Here is a 15,823-nt window from a genome sequence, read left to right as displayed (position 1 = left end):
TTAATTTAAATCTGTTTTATCCTCTTCAGGGCCACTCACTACTTTACTTTTTACAAAGGTAATTAATAATGGTATAGTTGTAATAAGGATAAAGCCAATAATAATATATAATAAATAATCGTTTATTTCTTTTTCAAATCTTCTACCTAAAAAATAACCCAGCAAAGTTAAGGAACAGATCCAAAGTACTCCACCCAAGACATTATATAAAGCAAATTTTTTAAAATCTAGTTTTACAACCCCTGCAAAAATCGGTGCAAAAGTCCTAACAATAGGTACAAATCTTCCCATTATTAATGCAAAGGCACCTTGTTTTTGATAATACTCTTTTGCAGCTTTTAAATATCTCTTCTTAAAAAAGAAACTGTCTTTTCTGGTGTATAATACCGGGCCAGTTTTACGCCCGAACCAATAGCCGGTAAAATTCCCGGAAATGGCCGCTATACATAAACCAGCTAAAAGTACCGCAATGTTCACATCAAGCTTACCTGTCGCCACAAACATTCCCGCTAAAAACAATAAATAATCACCGGGAAGAAAAAAACCAAAAAACAGGCCAGTTTCTGCATAGATAACAAATACGACTAGATAGAATCCGCCCTCCCTCAATAATTTCTCGGGATCAAGTAGCTGATGCAGGTTATTCCAAAAATCGTGCATATTCAATTATTCGTAAAACTACAAATAATTATTAAACAACAGCATACCTATATTAGGTTTAAAATAATTGCAGGATAAATACCCAATACCAATGTAATTGCAACAGAAACCAATAAAACAACCTTGTACTGTACCGGGGTTGAAAGTTCTGTTTCTGCACCATCTTTAAACCACATGGCTACAATTACCCTAAAATAATAATAGAAGCCAACCAGCGCATTTAAAATCGCAAATGCAACAAGAAGGGTTTTATATTCGGTCATTACATTCAAGAACATTAAATATTTCCCGATAAAGCCCGCAGTAAGCGGAATACCTGCCAATGAAAGCATGGCTACAGTTAAACATAAGGCTACTAATGGATTCCGTTTAGCCAAACCATTGAAACTTTCGAAGCTATCGCTACCCGTTTTTTGTTTCACTAATATTAATACCGCAAAAGCGATAATTGATGCGAATGTATAAGCAGCTGCATAAACCAACACATTATTACCAGAATTTTTGGTCAGTACAATCAGCGAAAACAACAGGTAACCCGCATGGGAAATACTTGAGTATGCCAACATACGCTTGAAGTTCTTCTGGAACAGTGCGGTTACGTTTCCAATAAATAAGGTTAAACAAACGATCACCATAAGTGGCGCAACCCAAAAATCGTGAAGTGGCGCAAATGCGCCTGCAAATAATCGTAGGAATGCAGCAAAACCCGCAGTTTTAACCACTGTACTCATAAAAGTGGTGATTAAAGACGGCGCACCTTCATATACATCTGGAGTCCAGAAGTGGAAAGGGGCAGCACCAACCTTGAAACATAAACCAATCATCATCAGGATAACACCAGGATAAAATATTGGAGAAACTGTCTGACTGTTTACCAAATAAGCTTGTATTTTATCTAAATCAAATGAGCCTGAAGCGCCATAAATTAAGGTAATACCAAACAACAGAAAGCCTGTGGAGAAAGCACCCATCAGGAAATACTTTAAAGAAGCTTCATTAGAGGCAAAATCCTTTTTACGGATACCCGCCAGGATGTATAAACTCACCGACATGATTTCTAAGCCCACAAATAACATGGCCATATTTTTATAGGATACCATCATAATCATTCCCGCAAGTGCGAAAAGAATTAAGGTATAATATTCGGCAATGTTATCGCTTTTGCTGTGAAAATAGTTCTGTGTTAATAAAAAGATTAAAAGTGTACCGATAATACAGATCCCAGAAAAGGCCAGGGCAAAATTATCCGTCTGCATCATTCCGAAATGAACAGCATTGCCGTTCCAGGCGCAGAAAGTAAACCCCAGTGCAGTAAGTAAGCCAACAACGGTAAGTGGTAGTAATGCTTTATTTGCCTTAAACAAACCTGCATAAAGCACTATAAAAGCTGTTATACTAATGGTTATAATAATATTCATTGCTTAATTTACTGTGTTTAATTTTTGATTTACCTGTTCTAATAAATGTTGTACAGATGCCTCTGTTAAATGCAAAATTGGTTTTGGATAAACACCCAAAACAATAATCAGTGCACAAATGGTATAAAGAACCAATTTTTCAGTTCCTTTAATATCGGTAAAAGTGATGGTTAAGCTATTGGTTTCGCCGAGCATCACATTTTGGTACATGCGTAACATGTAAACTGCACCGAAGATGATGGTCAAACCAGCGATTGCTGCTGCCCAGATGCCATAATTGTAAACACCCATCAGTAATAAAAACTCACCAATAAATCCGTTTGTTCCCGGTAAAGCAACTGTTCCTAACACGATAATTAAAAATGCAATGGCTAATTGAGGTGCTACCTTCGCAATTCCGCCCAACTCTTCAATTTTATTTGTTTTTACCCGGCTAAAGATGATATCTAAAACGAAGAATAAGCCTACTACGTTAATACCATGACTCAACATCTGCACCATAGCGCCCTGCATACCTTGCTGGTTAAAAGCGAAGATACCTGCTGCGATCAATCCAACGTGTGCAATTGATGAATAGGCTACCAAACGTTTCGCATCCTTCTGTGTAAAAGCAATTAGCGAGGCATAAACAATACCAATGATCGATAAAATAATAACTAATTGCCCCCAGTCATGGACTCCTGTTGGTACAATTGGCAATAACCACCTGATTACACCATAAATACCCATTTTCAACATGATACCTGATAACAACATGGTTCCTTGTGCAGGTGCCGCAGTATAAGTATCGGGCTGCCATGTATGGAAAGGAAAAATCGGCATCTTAATGGCAAAAGCGATAAAGAACGCCCAGAAAATCCATCCTTGTTGAGCACTATCTAAGTTTAAAGCGTAAAAGGCTTGAATATCAAAATTGTGTGCAGGGTTTTGAAGATACAGGTAAATAATCCCCATCAACATAAATAATGATCCGGCAATAGTGTACACAAAAAACTTCATGTTGATGCGGATACGATCTTTTCCACCCCATATTGCACAGATGAAATAAATTGGTATTAATGCGGCTTCCCATCCGATATAAAACAAGAAAGCATCCAATGCGGTAAATACCAATAATAAACCAGTTTGCATGAATAAAATCAGGGCATAAAATGCAGCAGGATTTTTATAATCGTGTTTATAGCTGGATAAGATGATGATCGGCACCAATAAATTGGTTAGCAATACCACCAATAGGCTAATGCCATCAATGCCCGCGTGGAAATTAATGCCCAGATCAGCAATCCATGGCAGGTTAACCTCAAACTGGGTACTTGCATTTGGAATGAAATTACAGGCGATAACCAAAGCCAGCACCAAAGAAGCCACCGAAAATACGGTAGAAACGATTTTAGCCGACTTACCAGCAAATGCAGTAACAATTGCACCTACAAGCGGAATAAATATAAGTAGTAAAAGTTGTTCCATTATTTAATTTTGAACCCTTTTTATATGTAATAAAATGTATATGCAAGCAATGCGATGATACCAAATACCATCATAAATATATAGAAACCTACGTTTCCACTCTGTAACAAACGTACACCTTTACTCGCTTCGTTTGTGCTCCATCCTAGTCCGTTCACAATTCCATCGATAAATTTATTATCGATAATCCTATAAAAGAATTTCGACAATGCATCTAAAGGTTTAGTGATGATGAAATCATAAATCTCATCAAGGTAGAATTTATTATAAGATAATTTTGCCAATGGCGAACGTGGCGCTTCATCAGCAACAGGAACGCGTGCTCCTTTTACATATCTGGTGTAAGCAAATAATAAAGCTATTACAGCTGCTGCTACCGAAACACCCATTAACGAATATTCTGTAGTATGGCTTAAATCTAATTCGTGTTGTGCAACACCTGCTCCCGCTAGCCAATGTGCTAACCACTCGTTTCCACCAAAAACATGAGGAAAATTAATTGCTCCACCAATTGCAGCAAGTACAGCTAAGATGATTAAAGGTAAAGTCATCGCTGCTGGCGATTCGTGTATGTGGCTTTCTTCGTGATGTGTTCCACGGTATTTACCAGAAAAGGTTAAAAACATCATTCTGAACATATAGAATGCGGTTAAGAATGCGGTTAATACCCCTACTCCCCATAAAATCGGACTCGCCTGGAAAGCATGTGCTAAAATTTCATCCTTTGAGAAGAAACCCGAGAACGGTGGTAAACCTGCAATAGCAATAGTACCGATCATCATGGTTGCAAAAGTAGTTTTAAGTTTTCCCCTTAATCCACCCATGTGGCGCATATCCTGATCATGGTGCATGGCATGGATAACTGAACCTGCACCCAAGAATAATAAAGCTTTAAAGAATGCATGGGTTAATACATGGAAAAACGAACCTGTATAAGCGCCAACGCCAAGACCCAAAAACATATATCCCAATTGAGACACCGTTGAATAAGCCAATACTTTTTTAATATCAGTTTGTGTTAAGGCGATAATTGCTGCAACTAAAGCAGTTGCAGCACCTACAATAGCAATAATGTGCTGAGTAAGCGGCGCAAGATCGAACAATACGCTTGAACGCGCAATCATATAGATACCAGCGGTAACCATGGTTGCTGCGTGGATTAAAGCTGAAACTGGCGTTGGTCCGGCCATGGCATCAGGTAACCAGGTAAATAATGGCAACTGAGCCGATTTACCACAGGCACCAATAAATAACAAAATGGTGATTAAAACCAGCGTATCATTACCAGGCAACATATTTGCAGCCTGAGGGAAAACTTTAGCAAATTCTACACTACCAAAAGTGGTAAAGATTAAGAATACTCCTAGTAAAAAGCCTAAATCACCGATGCGGTTCATTACAAAAGCTTTTTTAGCTGCTGAAGCATAAGCATTGTTAGTATACCAGAAACCGATTAACAGGTATGAGCATAAACCTACACCCTCCCAACCGATAAACATCACGATATAGTTTGAACCCAATACCAATAAAAGCATGAAGAATACAAAGAGGTTTAGGTAAGCGAAAAACTTACCAAACCCTGCATCATCATGCATATAGCTGGTTGAATATAAATGGATCAGGAAACCAATTCCAGTAATGATCAAAAGCATGATTGAACTTAATGGATCAACCAGGAAAGATAATGGAATGTGTAATGCGCCTGCGCTAATCCAATCGAATAAAAATACTTCGTGAGATCTTTGTGTATCGCCTTGTAAACTAAAGAAAATAACTACACTGATAACAAAGGAGGCTAAGATTACCCCGCTTCCAATGATGCCAACAAGTCCTTTAGATAAAGAGTTTCTGCCTAGTCCATTAATTACAAACCCTAAAAAAGGAAGTAACGGAACCAACCAAATCAATTGTTCTATTGTCATTCTTATTATATATTTACCACTTAAGGCGATTTAAAACATTAATATCTATCGATTTCGTATTGCGGTAAACCATTACAATAATCGCTAAGCCTACGGCAACTTCTGCAGCTGCTAAAGCCATAATGAAGAACACGAAAACCTGTCCAGATGGGTCGTTGCTATGCACAGAGAACGCAGTTAAAAGTAAGTTAACGGCATTAAGCATCAGCTCAACCGACATAAAAATTACGATGGCATTTCTACGGGTAAGTACACCTATTACGCCAATAGAAAAAATAATGGCACTTAAATAGATGTAGTGGTTTAGCGGAACGCCCTGAAGTTGTGATGTTAAATTTTCCATTATGCTTCTACCTCATCTCTTTTAGATAATAAAACAGCTCCAACCATTGCGGCCAATAGTAGTAGAGATGACAATTCGAATGGCAATAAGAATGGCCCAAAAAGCTCCTTACCTAAATTTTCAACCAACCCTAATCCTGGGTTTTTCAAAATTAATGGACTGGTAATACTTGCCGATTTTAAAGAACCAATTAAAGTTACGACCAAACACCCACCGGCAATTACGCCTACAATTTTGATCAATGGAGATTTACTTGGTTCGGTTTCGTTGTTCAGGTTAAGCAGCATCAGTACAAAAAGGAAGAGTACCATAATTGCGCCCATGTAAACAATAAAGTTTACTACGGCCAAAAACTGCGCGTTTAAAAGCACATAGTGAACAGTGAAAGTAAAAAAGGTAAGGATTAAGTACAATACACTGTGGATTGGATTTTTTGCAAAAATCACCAGCAGCGAAAAGATGATACTTAATGTGGCTACGAAATAGAATACTTGTGTACTCATTAATTGTTTATTTATTTATGTTCCATGGTTTGTGTCTCCACAAACCATTAATTATCTTTCGTTTCGTGAAGACACGAACCGAGGCCTAATGGCGTTTCTTATTTAATCCTTCGACAGGCTCAGGATGACAATAATTATTTTTTCATTTCCAATGGCGCTTCTACAAGCTTATCTTTTCCGTAAATAAAATCCTTACGTAAATAATCAGCAGGTACAATCGGTCCATCTAAGTAAATTGCTTCTTTAGGGCAAGCTTCTTCACATAATCCACAGAAAATGCAGCGTAACATATTGATTTCGTAAGTTGCTGCATATTTTTCTTCGCGGTATAAATCTTTCTCCTCAGGTTTGCGTTCAGCGGCAATCATGGTAATGGCTTCAGCCGGACAAGATAAGGCACATAAACCACATGCAGTACAACGTTCCTTACCATTCTCATCGCGTTTTAGCGAATGCATCCCCCTAAAGTTGGTGGAGAATTCGCGTTCTACTTCAGGATATCTTATAGTAGCCTCTTTTTTAAATAAGTGACTGATGGTAATGCCCATACCTTTAGCAATTGCTGGCAGGTACATCCTTTCCATAAAGCTCAATGGCTTTTGTTCCAGTACTTTTTTCTTATTACTTAATGATTCCATAATTAAAACTTCTCAATAATCGCAATCACAACACCTGTTATTATAATATTGGCAATAGCCAAAGGTATTAAACCTTTCCAACCTAAATTCATCAATTGATCATAACGGAAACGAGGAATTGTCCAACGTACCCACATAAAGAAAAAGATGAACGCACATATTTTAGCGAAGAAAACTGCTGTACCAAAAAGTGGTGCCCAGGTTGGGCCTAACCATACTGCCATCGAATCCATGCCAGGGTAATTATAACCACCCCAGTATAAAGCTGCCATTACCGCCGATGATACAAACATGTTGATATACTCAGCAAATAGGTAAAAACCTAATTTCATTGAAGAGTATTCTGTATGGTAACCACCAATTAATTCTGTTTCACATTCAGGTAAATCGAATGGCGCACGGTTGGTTTCAGCAAATGAGCAAACCATAAAGATTAAAAAACCTAGCGGCTGATATAAAACATTCCATCTCCAACCATGTTGCTGATCAACGATTTCTTTTAAGCTTAAGGTATTCGTCATTAAAAGCAAAGCGATGATTGATAATCCCATTGCAATTTCATAACTGATATTCTGAGAAGCTGCACGGATGGCGCTCAACAAAGAATATTTGTTATTGGATGCCCAACCACCGATCATTACACCATAAACGCCTAAAGAAACGACTCCGAAAATGTATAAAACACCAACATTGATATCCGCAACTTGTAAAGAAACTGTTTTGCCTGCAATTAAAACAGGGCTACCCCATGGAATAACTGCAGTACCGATACAGGCGCAGAGTAAAGCCAAACCAGGGCCAGCAATAAATAAAAACCGATTTGATGAGGTTGGAATAATTTCCTCTTTCATAAACATTTTTAAGCCATCGGCCAATGGTTGTAAAATACCAAATGGGCCAGCTCTATCTGGCCCTAAACGATCTTGTAAATATGCAGCAACCTTACGTTCTGCATAAGTAGAATACATGGCAATAACTAAACTGATGCCGAAAATTACAGCTACCAGGATAAATTTTTCTATAACAAAAGCGCTATCCATTAGTATTTAACTGTTTTATGTAATTCAATTTCATTCGCAGCCTGTAACGCCTCATTTGGCTGAATTACGTGCAAAGGTTTTAATGTTTCGTAGTGGTTTGATGCGATTACCGAAGTATCATCAATGTGCGTTGGATGTTCAATTACCCAATCAGCAGTTGCTTTTTTATCGAAGCGGCAAGTATTGCAAATAAATTCTTCTACTTCTCCAAACTGATCTTTACGGGCCGTAACACGTAAAACATCTGCTCCCTTGTACCAAAGGGTTACTTTACCGTTGCATTTTTCGTGATCGCAATCGCGGTGTGCATCAACAGGTTTGGTAAACCAAACACGGTTTTTGAAACGGAAAGTTTTATCGGTTAAAGCACCTACAGGGCAAACATCGATTACATTTCCAGAGAAATCGTTATCAACAGCCTGGGTGATATAAGTAGAAATTTCGGAGTGATCGCCACGGTTTAAGATACCATGAACACGTTTATTAGTAATCTGATCTGCAGTAAAAACACAACGGTAACACAAAATACAACGATTCATGTGCAACTGGATCTTATCGCCTATATCGATACGCTCGAAAGTACGGCGTTCAAACTCATAACGTGTTTTTTGCAAGCCATGTTCGTAGCCCAAATTCTGCAAATCGCACTCTCCTGCCTGGTCACAAACAGGACAGTCTAAGGGGTGGTTAATCAATAAAATCTCTACAACACCTGCGCGTGCTTCCAAAACTTCTGGTGAAGTAATGTTAAGCACTTCCATCCCATCCATTACGGTTGTGCGGCAAGAAGCCACCAACTTAGGCATCGGGCGGGGATCTTTTTCCGAACCTTTTGTTACCTTAACGATACAGGTACGGCATTTGCCACCACTTCCTTCTAACTTAGAATAATAGCACATAGCTGGCGGAACAATATCACCTCCGATCTGCCTTGCAGCATTCAGAATGGTTGTTCCGTTATCAACCTCTACTGTTATCCCATCTATCGTAACCTTAACTTTTTCACTCATGGTTAATGATATTCTTTTATTTTTTATACTTCTAACGTCATTACGAGGTATGAAGCAATCTTTTTTATTCAAGCCATGGTTCGTGTCTCCACGAACCAGTTCATTTCGCTTTCTTCTCGTGAGAACACGAATCGGGGCGCTTTTTATAAATTCTTATTTTATAAGATCGCAAATGCGACCTTATGATTTTATTTCTCTTCGGCTACCGGAGCTTTTTCAATCGGTGTTGCGTAATTAGCAATACCGTAGTTTTGGCTCTGGCTTTTAACCGGTTCTTTAATGTGCCATTCAAATTCATCTCTGAAGTGACGAATTGCACTGGCCACTGGCCAGGCTGCTGCATCACCGAGCGGACAAATCGTATTTCCTTCAATTTTGCGTTGGATATCCCACAGTAAATCTACATCTTCCATTTTACCATGGCCATGCTCAATTTTATGTAATACTTTTTCCATCCATCCGGTACCTTCACGGCAAGGCGAACATTGTCCACAGCTTTCATGGTGATAAAAGCGAGAAAAATTCCAGGTGTTTCTAACAATACACTGATCTTCATCAAAAGCAATAAAACCGCCAGACCCCATCATGGTACCAGTAGCAAATCCACCTTCAGATAATGATTCGTAACTCATTAAACGAGGTTCGCCGTTGGCATATTTTAAGGTTAAATTAGCAGGCAAGATAGGTACAGATGATCCACCTGCAACCGTTGCCTTTAAACGTTTACCATTGGCAATACCGCCACAATACTCGTCTGAATAAATAAATTCTTCTACCGGTAAACCCAATTCGATTTCGTAAACACCTGGTTTTACTAAATTACCCGATGCCGATATTAATTTTGTACCTGTACTTCTACCGATACCGATTTTTGCATATTCATCGCCACCATCGTTGATAATCGGTACCACTGCAGCAATTGATTCAACATTGTTAACCACGGTAGGGCAACCATACAAACCTGCAATTGCCGGAAATGGTGGTTTAATCCGTGGATTACCTCTTTTGCCTTCTAATGATTCTAACAAAGCAGTTTCTTCACCGCAAATGTAAGCGCCACCACCTGGCTGAACATATAATTCTAAATCGTAACCTGTTCCTAAAATATTTTTACCCAACCATCCTGCGGCTTTAGCTTCAGCAATTGCTTTTTCTAAAATGCGGATCTGCGGCATCATTTCGCCGCGTACATAGATGTAAGAAACCTTTGCACCTAAAGCGAAACTCGAAACAATCATTCCCTCAATTAAAGCATGGGGAATATAAGTCATTAAATAACGGTCTTTAAAAGTCCCCGGCTCTGATTCATCAGCATTACACACCAAATAACGTGCAACACCTTCTGGTTTAGCCAAAAAGCTCCATTTCATCCCCGTTGGGAAACCCGCACCTCCGCGACCGCGTAAGCCTGATTTTTTAACCTCTTCAACAATCTCTTCAGGTGTTAAAGTCTTCAGGGCTTTTTCCACAGCACGATACCCGCCTTTTTGGCGATAGACTTCAAGTGTATTGATGCCCGGTACGTTTATATGCTCAAGTAATAATTTACGGCTCATTATTTATAGATATGAGATGTGAGACATGAGATATTAGACAAATGCCTGATCTCATATCTCAAATCTAGTTTCTCAAATCTTATTCTTTAAATCTTCAATCAATTTATCTACACTTGCTTCAGTCAGGTTTTCGTAGAAAGTATATTCCGGGCTTATTTGCAACACCGGTCCGTAACCACAGGCAGCTAAACATTCAACTCCTCTAAAGCTGAATAAACCATCGGCAGTAACTTCACCTTCTTTAACACCTAACTTGTTTTCCAGGTGGCTTAATATTTTTTCGGCACCAACCAGGCAACAAGGGCCGGTACGACAAACCTCTAAAGCATATTTACCTTGTGGTTTTAAAAAGTACATGGTATAAAATGTGGCCACTTCATAAACTTCAATTGGCTGAATATTTAAATATTCGGCAACTTTATCCATCGCTGGTGTACTTACCCAAAGGTATTCAGCCTGTACCAGGTGCAAAAGTGGCAACAATGCTGATTTGCTTTTATCTGCCGGATAACGGCCTTTAACTTCATCAAATTTGGCCAGCAATTCTGATGAAAACACTACAGGTGTTTGTTCTTCTACTTTAAGCATCTAATTCTCCTGCAATAATATTCATACTACTCATGTTGATAATGGCATCAGACAATAACATGCCCTCGCTCATTGGTGCAAACATCTGGTAGTTTATAAAACTTGGTCTGCGGAAGTGTAAACGATATGGTGTACGGCCTCCATCATTAATCAGATAGAATCCTAATTCACCATTTCCGCCTTCTACAGCGTGATAAACTTCTGCTTTTGGGGCATCAATCTCACCCATCACAATTTTGAAGTGATAGATTAACGCTTCCATATTGTTGTAAACTTCTTGTTTCGGAGGAAGGTAAAATTCAGGAACATCGGCATGGAAAATACCTTTTGGTTCTGTTTTTAACTTCACAAGCGCTTGTTCGATAATGCGGACACTTTGCCACATTTCCTCGTTACGCACTAAATATCTGTCGTAAATATCACCGCTTGTGCCTACAGGAACCTCAAAATCGAAATCCTGATAAGAAGAATATGGATCACTTACGCGAACATCATAATCTACACCAGTCGCACGTAAAAGTGGGCCAGTCCAGCTATATTCTAACGCCTTTTCTTGAGTAACCTCTGCAACACCAGCCGTTCTGTCAATAAAAATACGGTTACGTGTTAACAGATTTTCGAATTCTTTTAATGCTTTAGGGAACTCTTTTAAAAACTTATCGATTTTAGCAAAGGCGATATCATTGAAATCTCTTTCGAAACCACCAATACGTCCAATATTTGTAGTTAAACGCGCACCACAAACTTCCTCGAAGATTTCGTAAATATGCTCACGAAACTGAAAAAGATATAAGAAAGTGGTGGTTGCCCCGGTATCCTGACCAATAATCGTGTTACAGATAATGTGATCGGCAATACGCGAAAGCTCCATAATGATTACCCTAAGATAATCTACACGCTTTGGCATCTGGATATTTAACAACTTCTCAACCGTCATGTGCCATCCCATATTGTTAATAGGGGAAGAGCAATAGTTTAAACGGTCTGTAAGTGGGGTAATCTGATAAAATGGGCGATGCTCGGCAATCTTTTCGAAAGCACGGTGAATGTACCCGATGGTAGAAACGCCGCTTACAATACGTTCACCATCTAATTGCAAAACGTTTTGAAAAACGCCGTGTGTTGCAGGGTGCGTTGGACCTAAGTTTAGGGTTACCAGCTCACTTTGCGGGTCGTTATCTGTAAATACCGGATGGTTATGATTCATAGTTTACCTTCCAAAAAATTCGTCTTTTTTATCTACTCTGTTCGGATCTTCCAATGGATATTGCTTCAACATCGGGTGAACACCTAAATCATCCATATTTAAAATACGGCGTAAATCCGGGTGACCTTCAAATTTAACTCCGAACAGATCGTAAGTTTCGCGTTCCATCCAGTTGGCACCTTTCCAAACGGTTGTCGCTGTAGGGATAGTTGGATTTTGCTCTGAAATGAAAACCTTAATCCTGACCCTAACTTTCTCTACCATGTTATGCAGATGATAAACAACAGCAATACCGTGGTCTTTACCTGGATAGTGAACTGCAGTAATATCAGTAAGGAAATTGAATTTTAATTCTTCCTTAAGATGCGAAAGCACATTGATGATCACATCTTTATAAGTTACAAAGGTTAGTAAACCATAAGGCTCAGAAACGGCAGTAACTTTTTCGCCAAACTTTTCAGTCAGCTTAACGTGGATATCGTTATTTAGTGTCGTTTCTTCCATTATTTAATGCCGTATTGACCTAAAAGTTCCTTGTAATAATCAGAATTTCTTCTTCTGCCCGATTCGCTTTTCACTAAATCCTGGATACGCTGAAAACCATCTAAAATAGCTTCAGGTCTTGGCGGGCAACCCGGAACGTAAACATCCACAGGGATAACCTCATCAATACCTTGCAATACGGAATAAGTATCGAAAATACCGCCACTACTTGCACAGGCACCAACCGCCATTACCCAACGTGGCTCTGCCATTTGGATATAAACCTGTTTTAATACAGGAGCCATCTTTTTAGCGATGGTACCCATAACCATTAAAACATCTGCCTGGCGTGGAGAAAAGCTTAAACGTTCAGCACCGAAACGACCTAAATCGTAATGAGAACCCATGGTTGCCATAAACTCAATTCCACAACAAGAAGTTGCGAAAGGTAATGGCCATAATGAATTTGAGCGGGCCAAACCAATCACTTTATCAAGGGAAGTGGCAAAAAAGCCAGATCCTTCAATTCCTGGAGGCGCATCAACTATATTAATTTCACTCATGTTTATAAACAAAAAATGCTCATCCCTTTGCAGAATGAGCAACAAATTTACAATATTTTAAAGGCAAATAAACTAGCTTTACTCGATTTAGAACCTTTCTAAATAACTAAAATCGCCATAAGTTAGTGTAAGTGATACACATTTCAGTTTTCAGTTGGCAATTTTCAGTTTACAGCTTTAAACCGGGAACTATTAACTGCCAATTGTGAACTGATAACTGCGAATTGACTAGTTCCAGTCTAAAACTTTTTTCTTGATTACGTAGATGAAACCCAGCAATAATGTACCCATGAAAATGAACATTTCAATCATTCCATCCATCCGTAATGTACGGAAATTAACTGCCCATGGATACATAAAGATCACTTCTACATCGAACAGTACAAATAAGATGGCTACTACAAAATATTTGATAGAGAAAGGCTGACGGGCATTACCTACAGATTTTATACCCGCTTCAAAAGTTTCTAACTTATCACTCGTTTTGCGTTTTGGCCCTAAAAAGTGGGTAGCAACCAATGTGGTTACCACAAACCCTAAAGCAACAATTACTTGAAATATAATTGGTAAAAAATCTATAGAGGAACTTTGCGCTTGCATAATTATTATTTTGTGATGCAAAAGTAAAAGAAAAAGGCAGAGTAACCAAACTCTGCCTTTTCTAAATTATTTAACTTTCGAATTATTTGCCTTTACCTTTTGGAGCTGGGGCAGCCAATTCTTTTAACTTAGCTGCTGCAAAAGTTCCAGTAGGATATACAGCTACACTTTTATTAAAGTATTCTTTAGCTTTTTCCTTGTCTTTGTAGTAATAATAACCACCAATAGTATCATAAGCTTCAGAAAGTTTCTTAGCGTTTGCTGTAGCTAATTCAGGCTTTTCAGTTATCTTTTTGATATACTCCTCGTAAAATGGAAGCATCAAACCTTTTGGCTCTTTCTCATCATCCAATAAACTATTAATACGAGCTCTTGTTAAGTATGCGTCGTAAGTTTCAGGAGCTAGTTGTGTCACTTTAGCAATTGACGAATCAGCTCTTACTAAGATATCTTTTGAAGGATTTTGTTTAGCTGTTAATTTCGCAGCATAATCGAAATAATTCGCCATTGCATTATAATAATAGTTATATAAAGCTCCTTTTCCGTTAGGATTAGCTTTTATAGCCTTCTCATAAATTTCAGATGATTTAGCATATTTTTTAGCATCGTAAAAACTTTTAGCAACCTCAGCCAATGCATCAGCATTTGTAGAATCTTTTTCTACAGCTTTAGTGATATTAATTAATGCTAAACTATCCTGACCAGCTTTTAACTGAGCTTTACCTAAATATAAATAATCGAAAGCAAGGATTTTGTTAGGATCTTTCTCTTTAGCGAAGAAATCATTCATACTCGTAAGTGCAGCAGGATAGTTTTTATTCTCATAAGCCGCCCAACCTTTCATCCTAGATACGATAGCACTCTTAGGATCGTTAGCAGGTGCTTGTATAGCTGATGCTACCTGCTCCAAAGTTGGAAAATCTTTTGCATAAAATAAGAATTGAGCATAACGCAATTGAGATTCCAAAGACTTATCTGTTAAATCCATGTACTTTTTGTAATTCTCAATGCCTTTTTTTGCTTTTTCTTTATCTGTACCAAAGCTACTCCATTGTAAATATAACTCACCTAACTCGCGATAAGCCGGACCATAGTTTGCATCAGCAGCAATTACATCCTGTAGCTCTTTTTCTCCTTCAGGAAAAGCCCTGGATTCTTTATACATTTTACCAATCTGCGTTTTAGCTCTTCTGTTGTTAGGATCAATATCACCAACACGCATGTATGGACCTAATGCCTCAGAATTTTTCTTTTGTAAGGCATAAGCATCGCCTTGCGCCAGGAAAACTTCAGCATCTTTATCTTTAGAATCTAATTCATCTGCTTTAGTAATGTTAGCTAAAGCATTAGTGAAATCAGGTTTTGATACATCATCACTAGGTTTATCTTGTGCTAAATAAGCTTTACCGATATACAAATAAGTTTTGTAATTCTTTTTATCAAGTTCAACAGCTTTGTCGAAGTTTGTTTTCGCAGAGGTTGGATTATTAGACAACATATCTGCTTCACCTAAACCAATTAAATTTAAATTGTTTTTAGGATCTGCGGTAATACCTTTGGTAAATACAGCTCTTGCAGAGTCGATATAACCGGTTTTTAAGTAAACCAAGCCAAGATTGTAATAGTTATCACCATCTGAAGCTTTTGAACTCACCAATGATTTAAGCATTGATGATGCTTTTTGATACTGCTCCGCGTCGATGGCTTTTTTCGCGTCATTTAAATCTTGAGCAAAAACTGCAGAACCCATCAACACCAAACCTACATTTAAGGTTATTGCTTTCTTTAAAATTTTCATCGGATATTCTGTTTTTTTTATTTAATA

Annotated in this window: 16 protein-coding genes; all 16 read right to left on the bottom strand. The window is 38.3% G+C overall.

Features of this window, described 5'->3' with window-relative positions; all coding sequences use genetic code 11:
• Positions 1-660 (bottom strand): DedA family protein, encoded by a 660-nt coding sequence (locus tag ACUN24_RS06910; protein ID WP_445561822.1) that lies wholly within the window; start codon positions 658-660, stop codon positions 1-3.
• 47 nt (positions 661-707) lie between these two features.
• Positions 708-2,078 (bottom strand): NADH-quinone oxidoreductase subunit N, encoded by a 1,371-nt coding sequence (locus ACUN24_RS06905; RefSeq protein WP_445561821.1) that lies wholly within the window; start codon positions 2,076-2,078, stop codon positions 708-710.
• Between the two features lie 3 nt (positions 2,079-2,081).
• Positions 2,082-3,545: a complex I subunit 4 family protein gene (locus ACUN24_RS06900; protein ID WP_445561820.1), complete on the bottom strand. Its 1,464-nt coding sequence runs from the start codon at positions 3,543-3,545 to the stop codon at positions 2,082-2,084.
• 20 nt (positions 3,546-3,565) lie between these two features.
• Positions 3,566-5,467 (bottom strand): NADH-quinone oxidoreductase subunit L, encoded by a 1,902-nt coding sequence (nuoL, locus tag ACUN24_RS06895; RefSeq protein ID WP_445561819.1) that lies wholly within the window; start codon positions 5,465-5,467, stop codon positions 3,566-3,568.
• 13 nt (positions 5,468-5,480) lie between these two features.
• Entirely contained in the window at positions 5,481-5,810 is a 330-nt protein-coding gene (gene nuoK / locus ACUN24_RS06890) for an NADH-quinone oxidoreductase subunit NuoK (protein WP_055908793.1), read from the bottom strand.
• Positions 5,810-6,313 (bottom strand): NADH-quinone oxidoreductase subunit J family protein, encoded by a 504-nt coding sequence (locus ACUN24_RS06885; RefSeq protein WP_055908796.1) that lies wholly within the window; start codon positions 6,311-6,313, stop codon positions 5,810-5,812. Before ACUN24_RS06885 ends, nuoK begins: the two co-directional genes overlap by 1 nt.
• A gap of 134 nt (positions 6,314-6,447) precedes the next feature.
• Positions 6,448-6,951 (bottom strand): NuoI/complex I 23 kDa subunit family protein, encoded by a 504-nt coding sequence (locus tag ACUN24_RS06880; RefSeq protein ID WP_025146332.1) that lies wholly within the window; start codon positions 6,949-6,951, stop codon positions 6,448-6,450.
• Positions 6,952-6,953: 2 nt separating this feature from the next.
• Positions 6,954-7,991: an NADH-quinone oxidoreductase subunit NuoH gene (gene nuoH / locus ACUN24_RS06875; protein WP_132398863.1), complete on the bottom strand. Its 1,038-nt coding sequence runs from the start codon at positions 7,989-7,991 to the stop codon at positions 6,954-6,956.
• Positions 7,991-9,001 (bottom strand): 2Fe-2S iron-sulfur cluster-binding protein, encoded by a 1,011-nt coding sequence (locus tag ACUN24_RS06870; protein WP_121284277.1) that lies wholly within the window; start codon positions 8,999-9,001, stop codon positions 7,991-7,993. Before ACUN24_RS06870 ends, nuoH begins: the two co-directional genes overlap by 1 nt.
• 188 nt (positions 9,002-9,189) lie before the next feature.
• The gene (gene nuoF / locus ACUN24_RS06865; protein WP_219076122.1) at positions 9,190-10,557 is read right to left on the bottom strand and encodes an NADH-quinone oxidoreductase subunit NuoF; all 1,368 of its coding nucleotides are present in this window, start codon (positions 10,555-10,557) and stop codon (positions 9,190-9,192) included.
• 72 nt (positions 10,558-10,629) lie between these two features.
• A complete protein-coding gene (locus ACUN24_RS06860) occupies positions 10,630-11,145 on the bottom strand; it encodes a complex I 24 kDa subunit family protein (protein WP_132398861.1) in 516 nt (171 codons plus the stop codon).
• Positions 11,138-12,352, bottom strand: a complete 1,215-nt coding sequence (locus ACUN24_RS06855) for an NADH-quinone oxidoreductase subunit D (RefSeq protein ID WP_445561818.1) — start codon at positions 12,350-12,352, stop codon at positions 11,138-11,140. The genes ACUN24_RS06860 and ACUN24_RS06855 overlap by 8 nt, the downstream gene beginning before the upstream one ends.
• 3 nt (positions 12,353-12,355) lie before the next feature.
• A complete protein-coding gene (locus tag ACUN24_RS06850; RefSeq protein ID WP_132398859.1) occupies positions 12,356-12,856 on the bottom strand; it encodes an NADH-quinone oxidoreductase subunit C in 501 nt (166 codons plus the stop codon).
• Entirely contained in the window at positions 12,856-13,398 is a 543-nt protein-coding gene (locus tag ACUN24_RS06845) for an NADH-quinone oxidoreductase subunit B (RefSeq protein WP_057931427.1), read from the bottom strand. Before ACUN24_RS06845 ends, ACUN24_RS06850 begins: the two co-directional genes overlap by 1 nt.
• Positions 13,399-13,626: 228 nt before the next feature.
• A complete protein-coding gene (locus ACUN24_RS06840; protein ID WP_057931428.1) occupies positions 13,627-13,998 on the bottom strand; it encodes an NADH-quinone oxidoreductase subunit A in 372 nt (123 codons plus the stop codon).
• 82 nt (positions 13,999-14,080) lie between these two features.
• Positions 14,081-15,796 (bottom strand): tetratricopeptide repeat protein, encoded by a 1,716-nt coding sequence (locus tag ACUN24_RS06835; RefSeq protein ID WP_445561817.1) that lies wholly within the window; start codon positions 15,794-15,796, stop codon positions 14,081-14,083.
• Between the last annotated feature and the right edge of the window lie 27 nt (positions 15,797-15,823).

This window comes from Pedobacter sp. WC2501 (assembly GCF_052682415.1).
This window is presented reverse-complemented; position numbering and strand designations above follow the sequence as displayed.

Coding starts and splice junctions, on each gene's coding strand:
- ACUN24_RS06910 (WP_445561822.1), bottom strand. CDS start 660: ATGCACGATTTTTGGAATAACCTGCATCAGCTACTTGATCCCGAGAAA.
- ACUN24_RS06905 (WP_445561821.1), bottom strand. CDS start 2,078: ATGAATATTATTATAACCATTAGTATAACAGCTTTTATAGTGCTTTAT.
- ACUN24_RS06900 (WP_445561820.1), bottom strand. CDS start 3,545: ATGGAACAACTTTTACTACTTATATTTATTCCGCTTGTAGGTGCAATT.
- nuoL (WP_445561819.1), bottom strand. CDS start 5,467: ATGACAATAGAACAATTGATTTGGTTGGTTCCGTTACTTCCTTTTTTA.
- nuoK (WP_055908793.1), bottom strand. CDS start 5,810: ATGGAAAATTTAACATCACAACTTCAGGGCGTTCCGCTAAACCACTAC.
- ACUN24_RS06885 (WP_055908796.1), bottom strand. CDS start 6,313: ATGAGTACACAAGTATTCTATTTCGTAGCCACATTAAGTATCATCTTT.
- ACUN24_RS06880 (WP_025146332.1), bottom strand. CDS start 6,951: ATGGAATCATTAAGTAATAAGAAAAAAGTACTGGAACAAAAGCCATTG.
- nuoH (WP_132398863.1), bottom strand. CDS start 7,991: ATGGATAGCGCTTTTGTTATAGAAAAATTTATCCTGGTAGCTGTAATT.
- ACUN24_RS06870 (WP_121284277.1), bottom strand. CDS start 9,001: ATGAGTGAAAAAGTTAAGGTTACGATAGATGGGATAACAGTAGAGGTT.
- nuoF (WP_219076122.1), bottom strand. CDS start 10,557: ATGAGCCGTAAATTATTACTTGAGCATATAAACGTACCGGGCATCAAT.
- ACUN24_RS06860 (WP_132398861.1), bottom strand. CDS start 11,145: ATGCTTAAAGTAGAAGAACAAACACCTGTAGTGTTTTCATCAGAATTG.
- ACUN24_RS06855 (WP_445561818.1), bottom strand. CDS start 12,352: ATGAATCATAACCATCCGGTATTTACAGATAACGACCCGCAAAGTGAG.
- ACUN24_RS06850 (WP_132398859.1), bottom strand. CDS start 12,856: ATGGAAGAAACGACACTAAATAACGATATCCACGTTAAGCTGACTGAA.
- ACUN24_RS06845 (WP_057931427.1), bottom strand. CDS start 13,398: ATGAGTGAAATTAATATAGTTGATGCGCCTCCAGGAATTGAAGGATCT.
- ACUN24_RS06840 (WP_057931428.1), bottom strand. CDS start 13,998: ATGCAAGCGCAAAGTTCCTCTATAGATTTTTTACCAATTATATTTCAA.
- ACUN24_RS06835 (WP_445561817.1), bottom strand. CDS start 15,796: ATGAAAATTTTAAAGAAAGCAATAACCTTAAATGTAGGTTTGGTGTTG.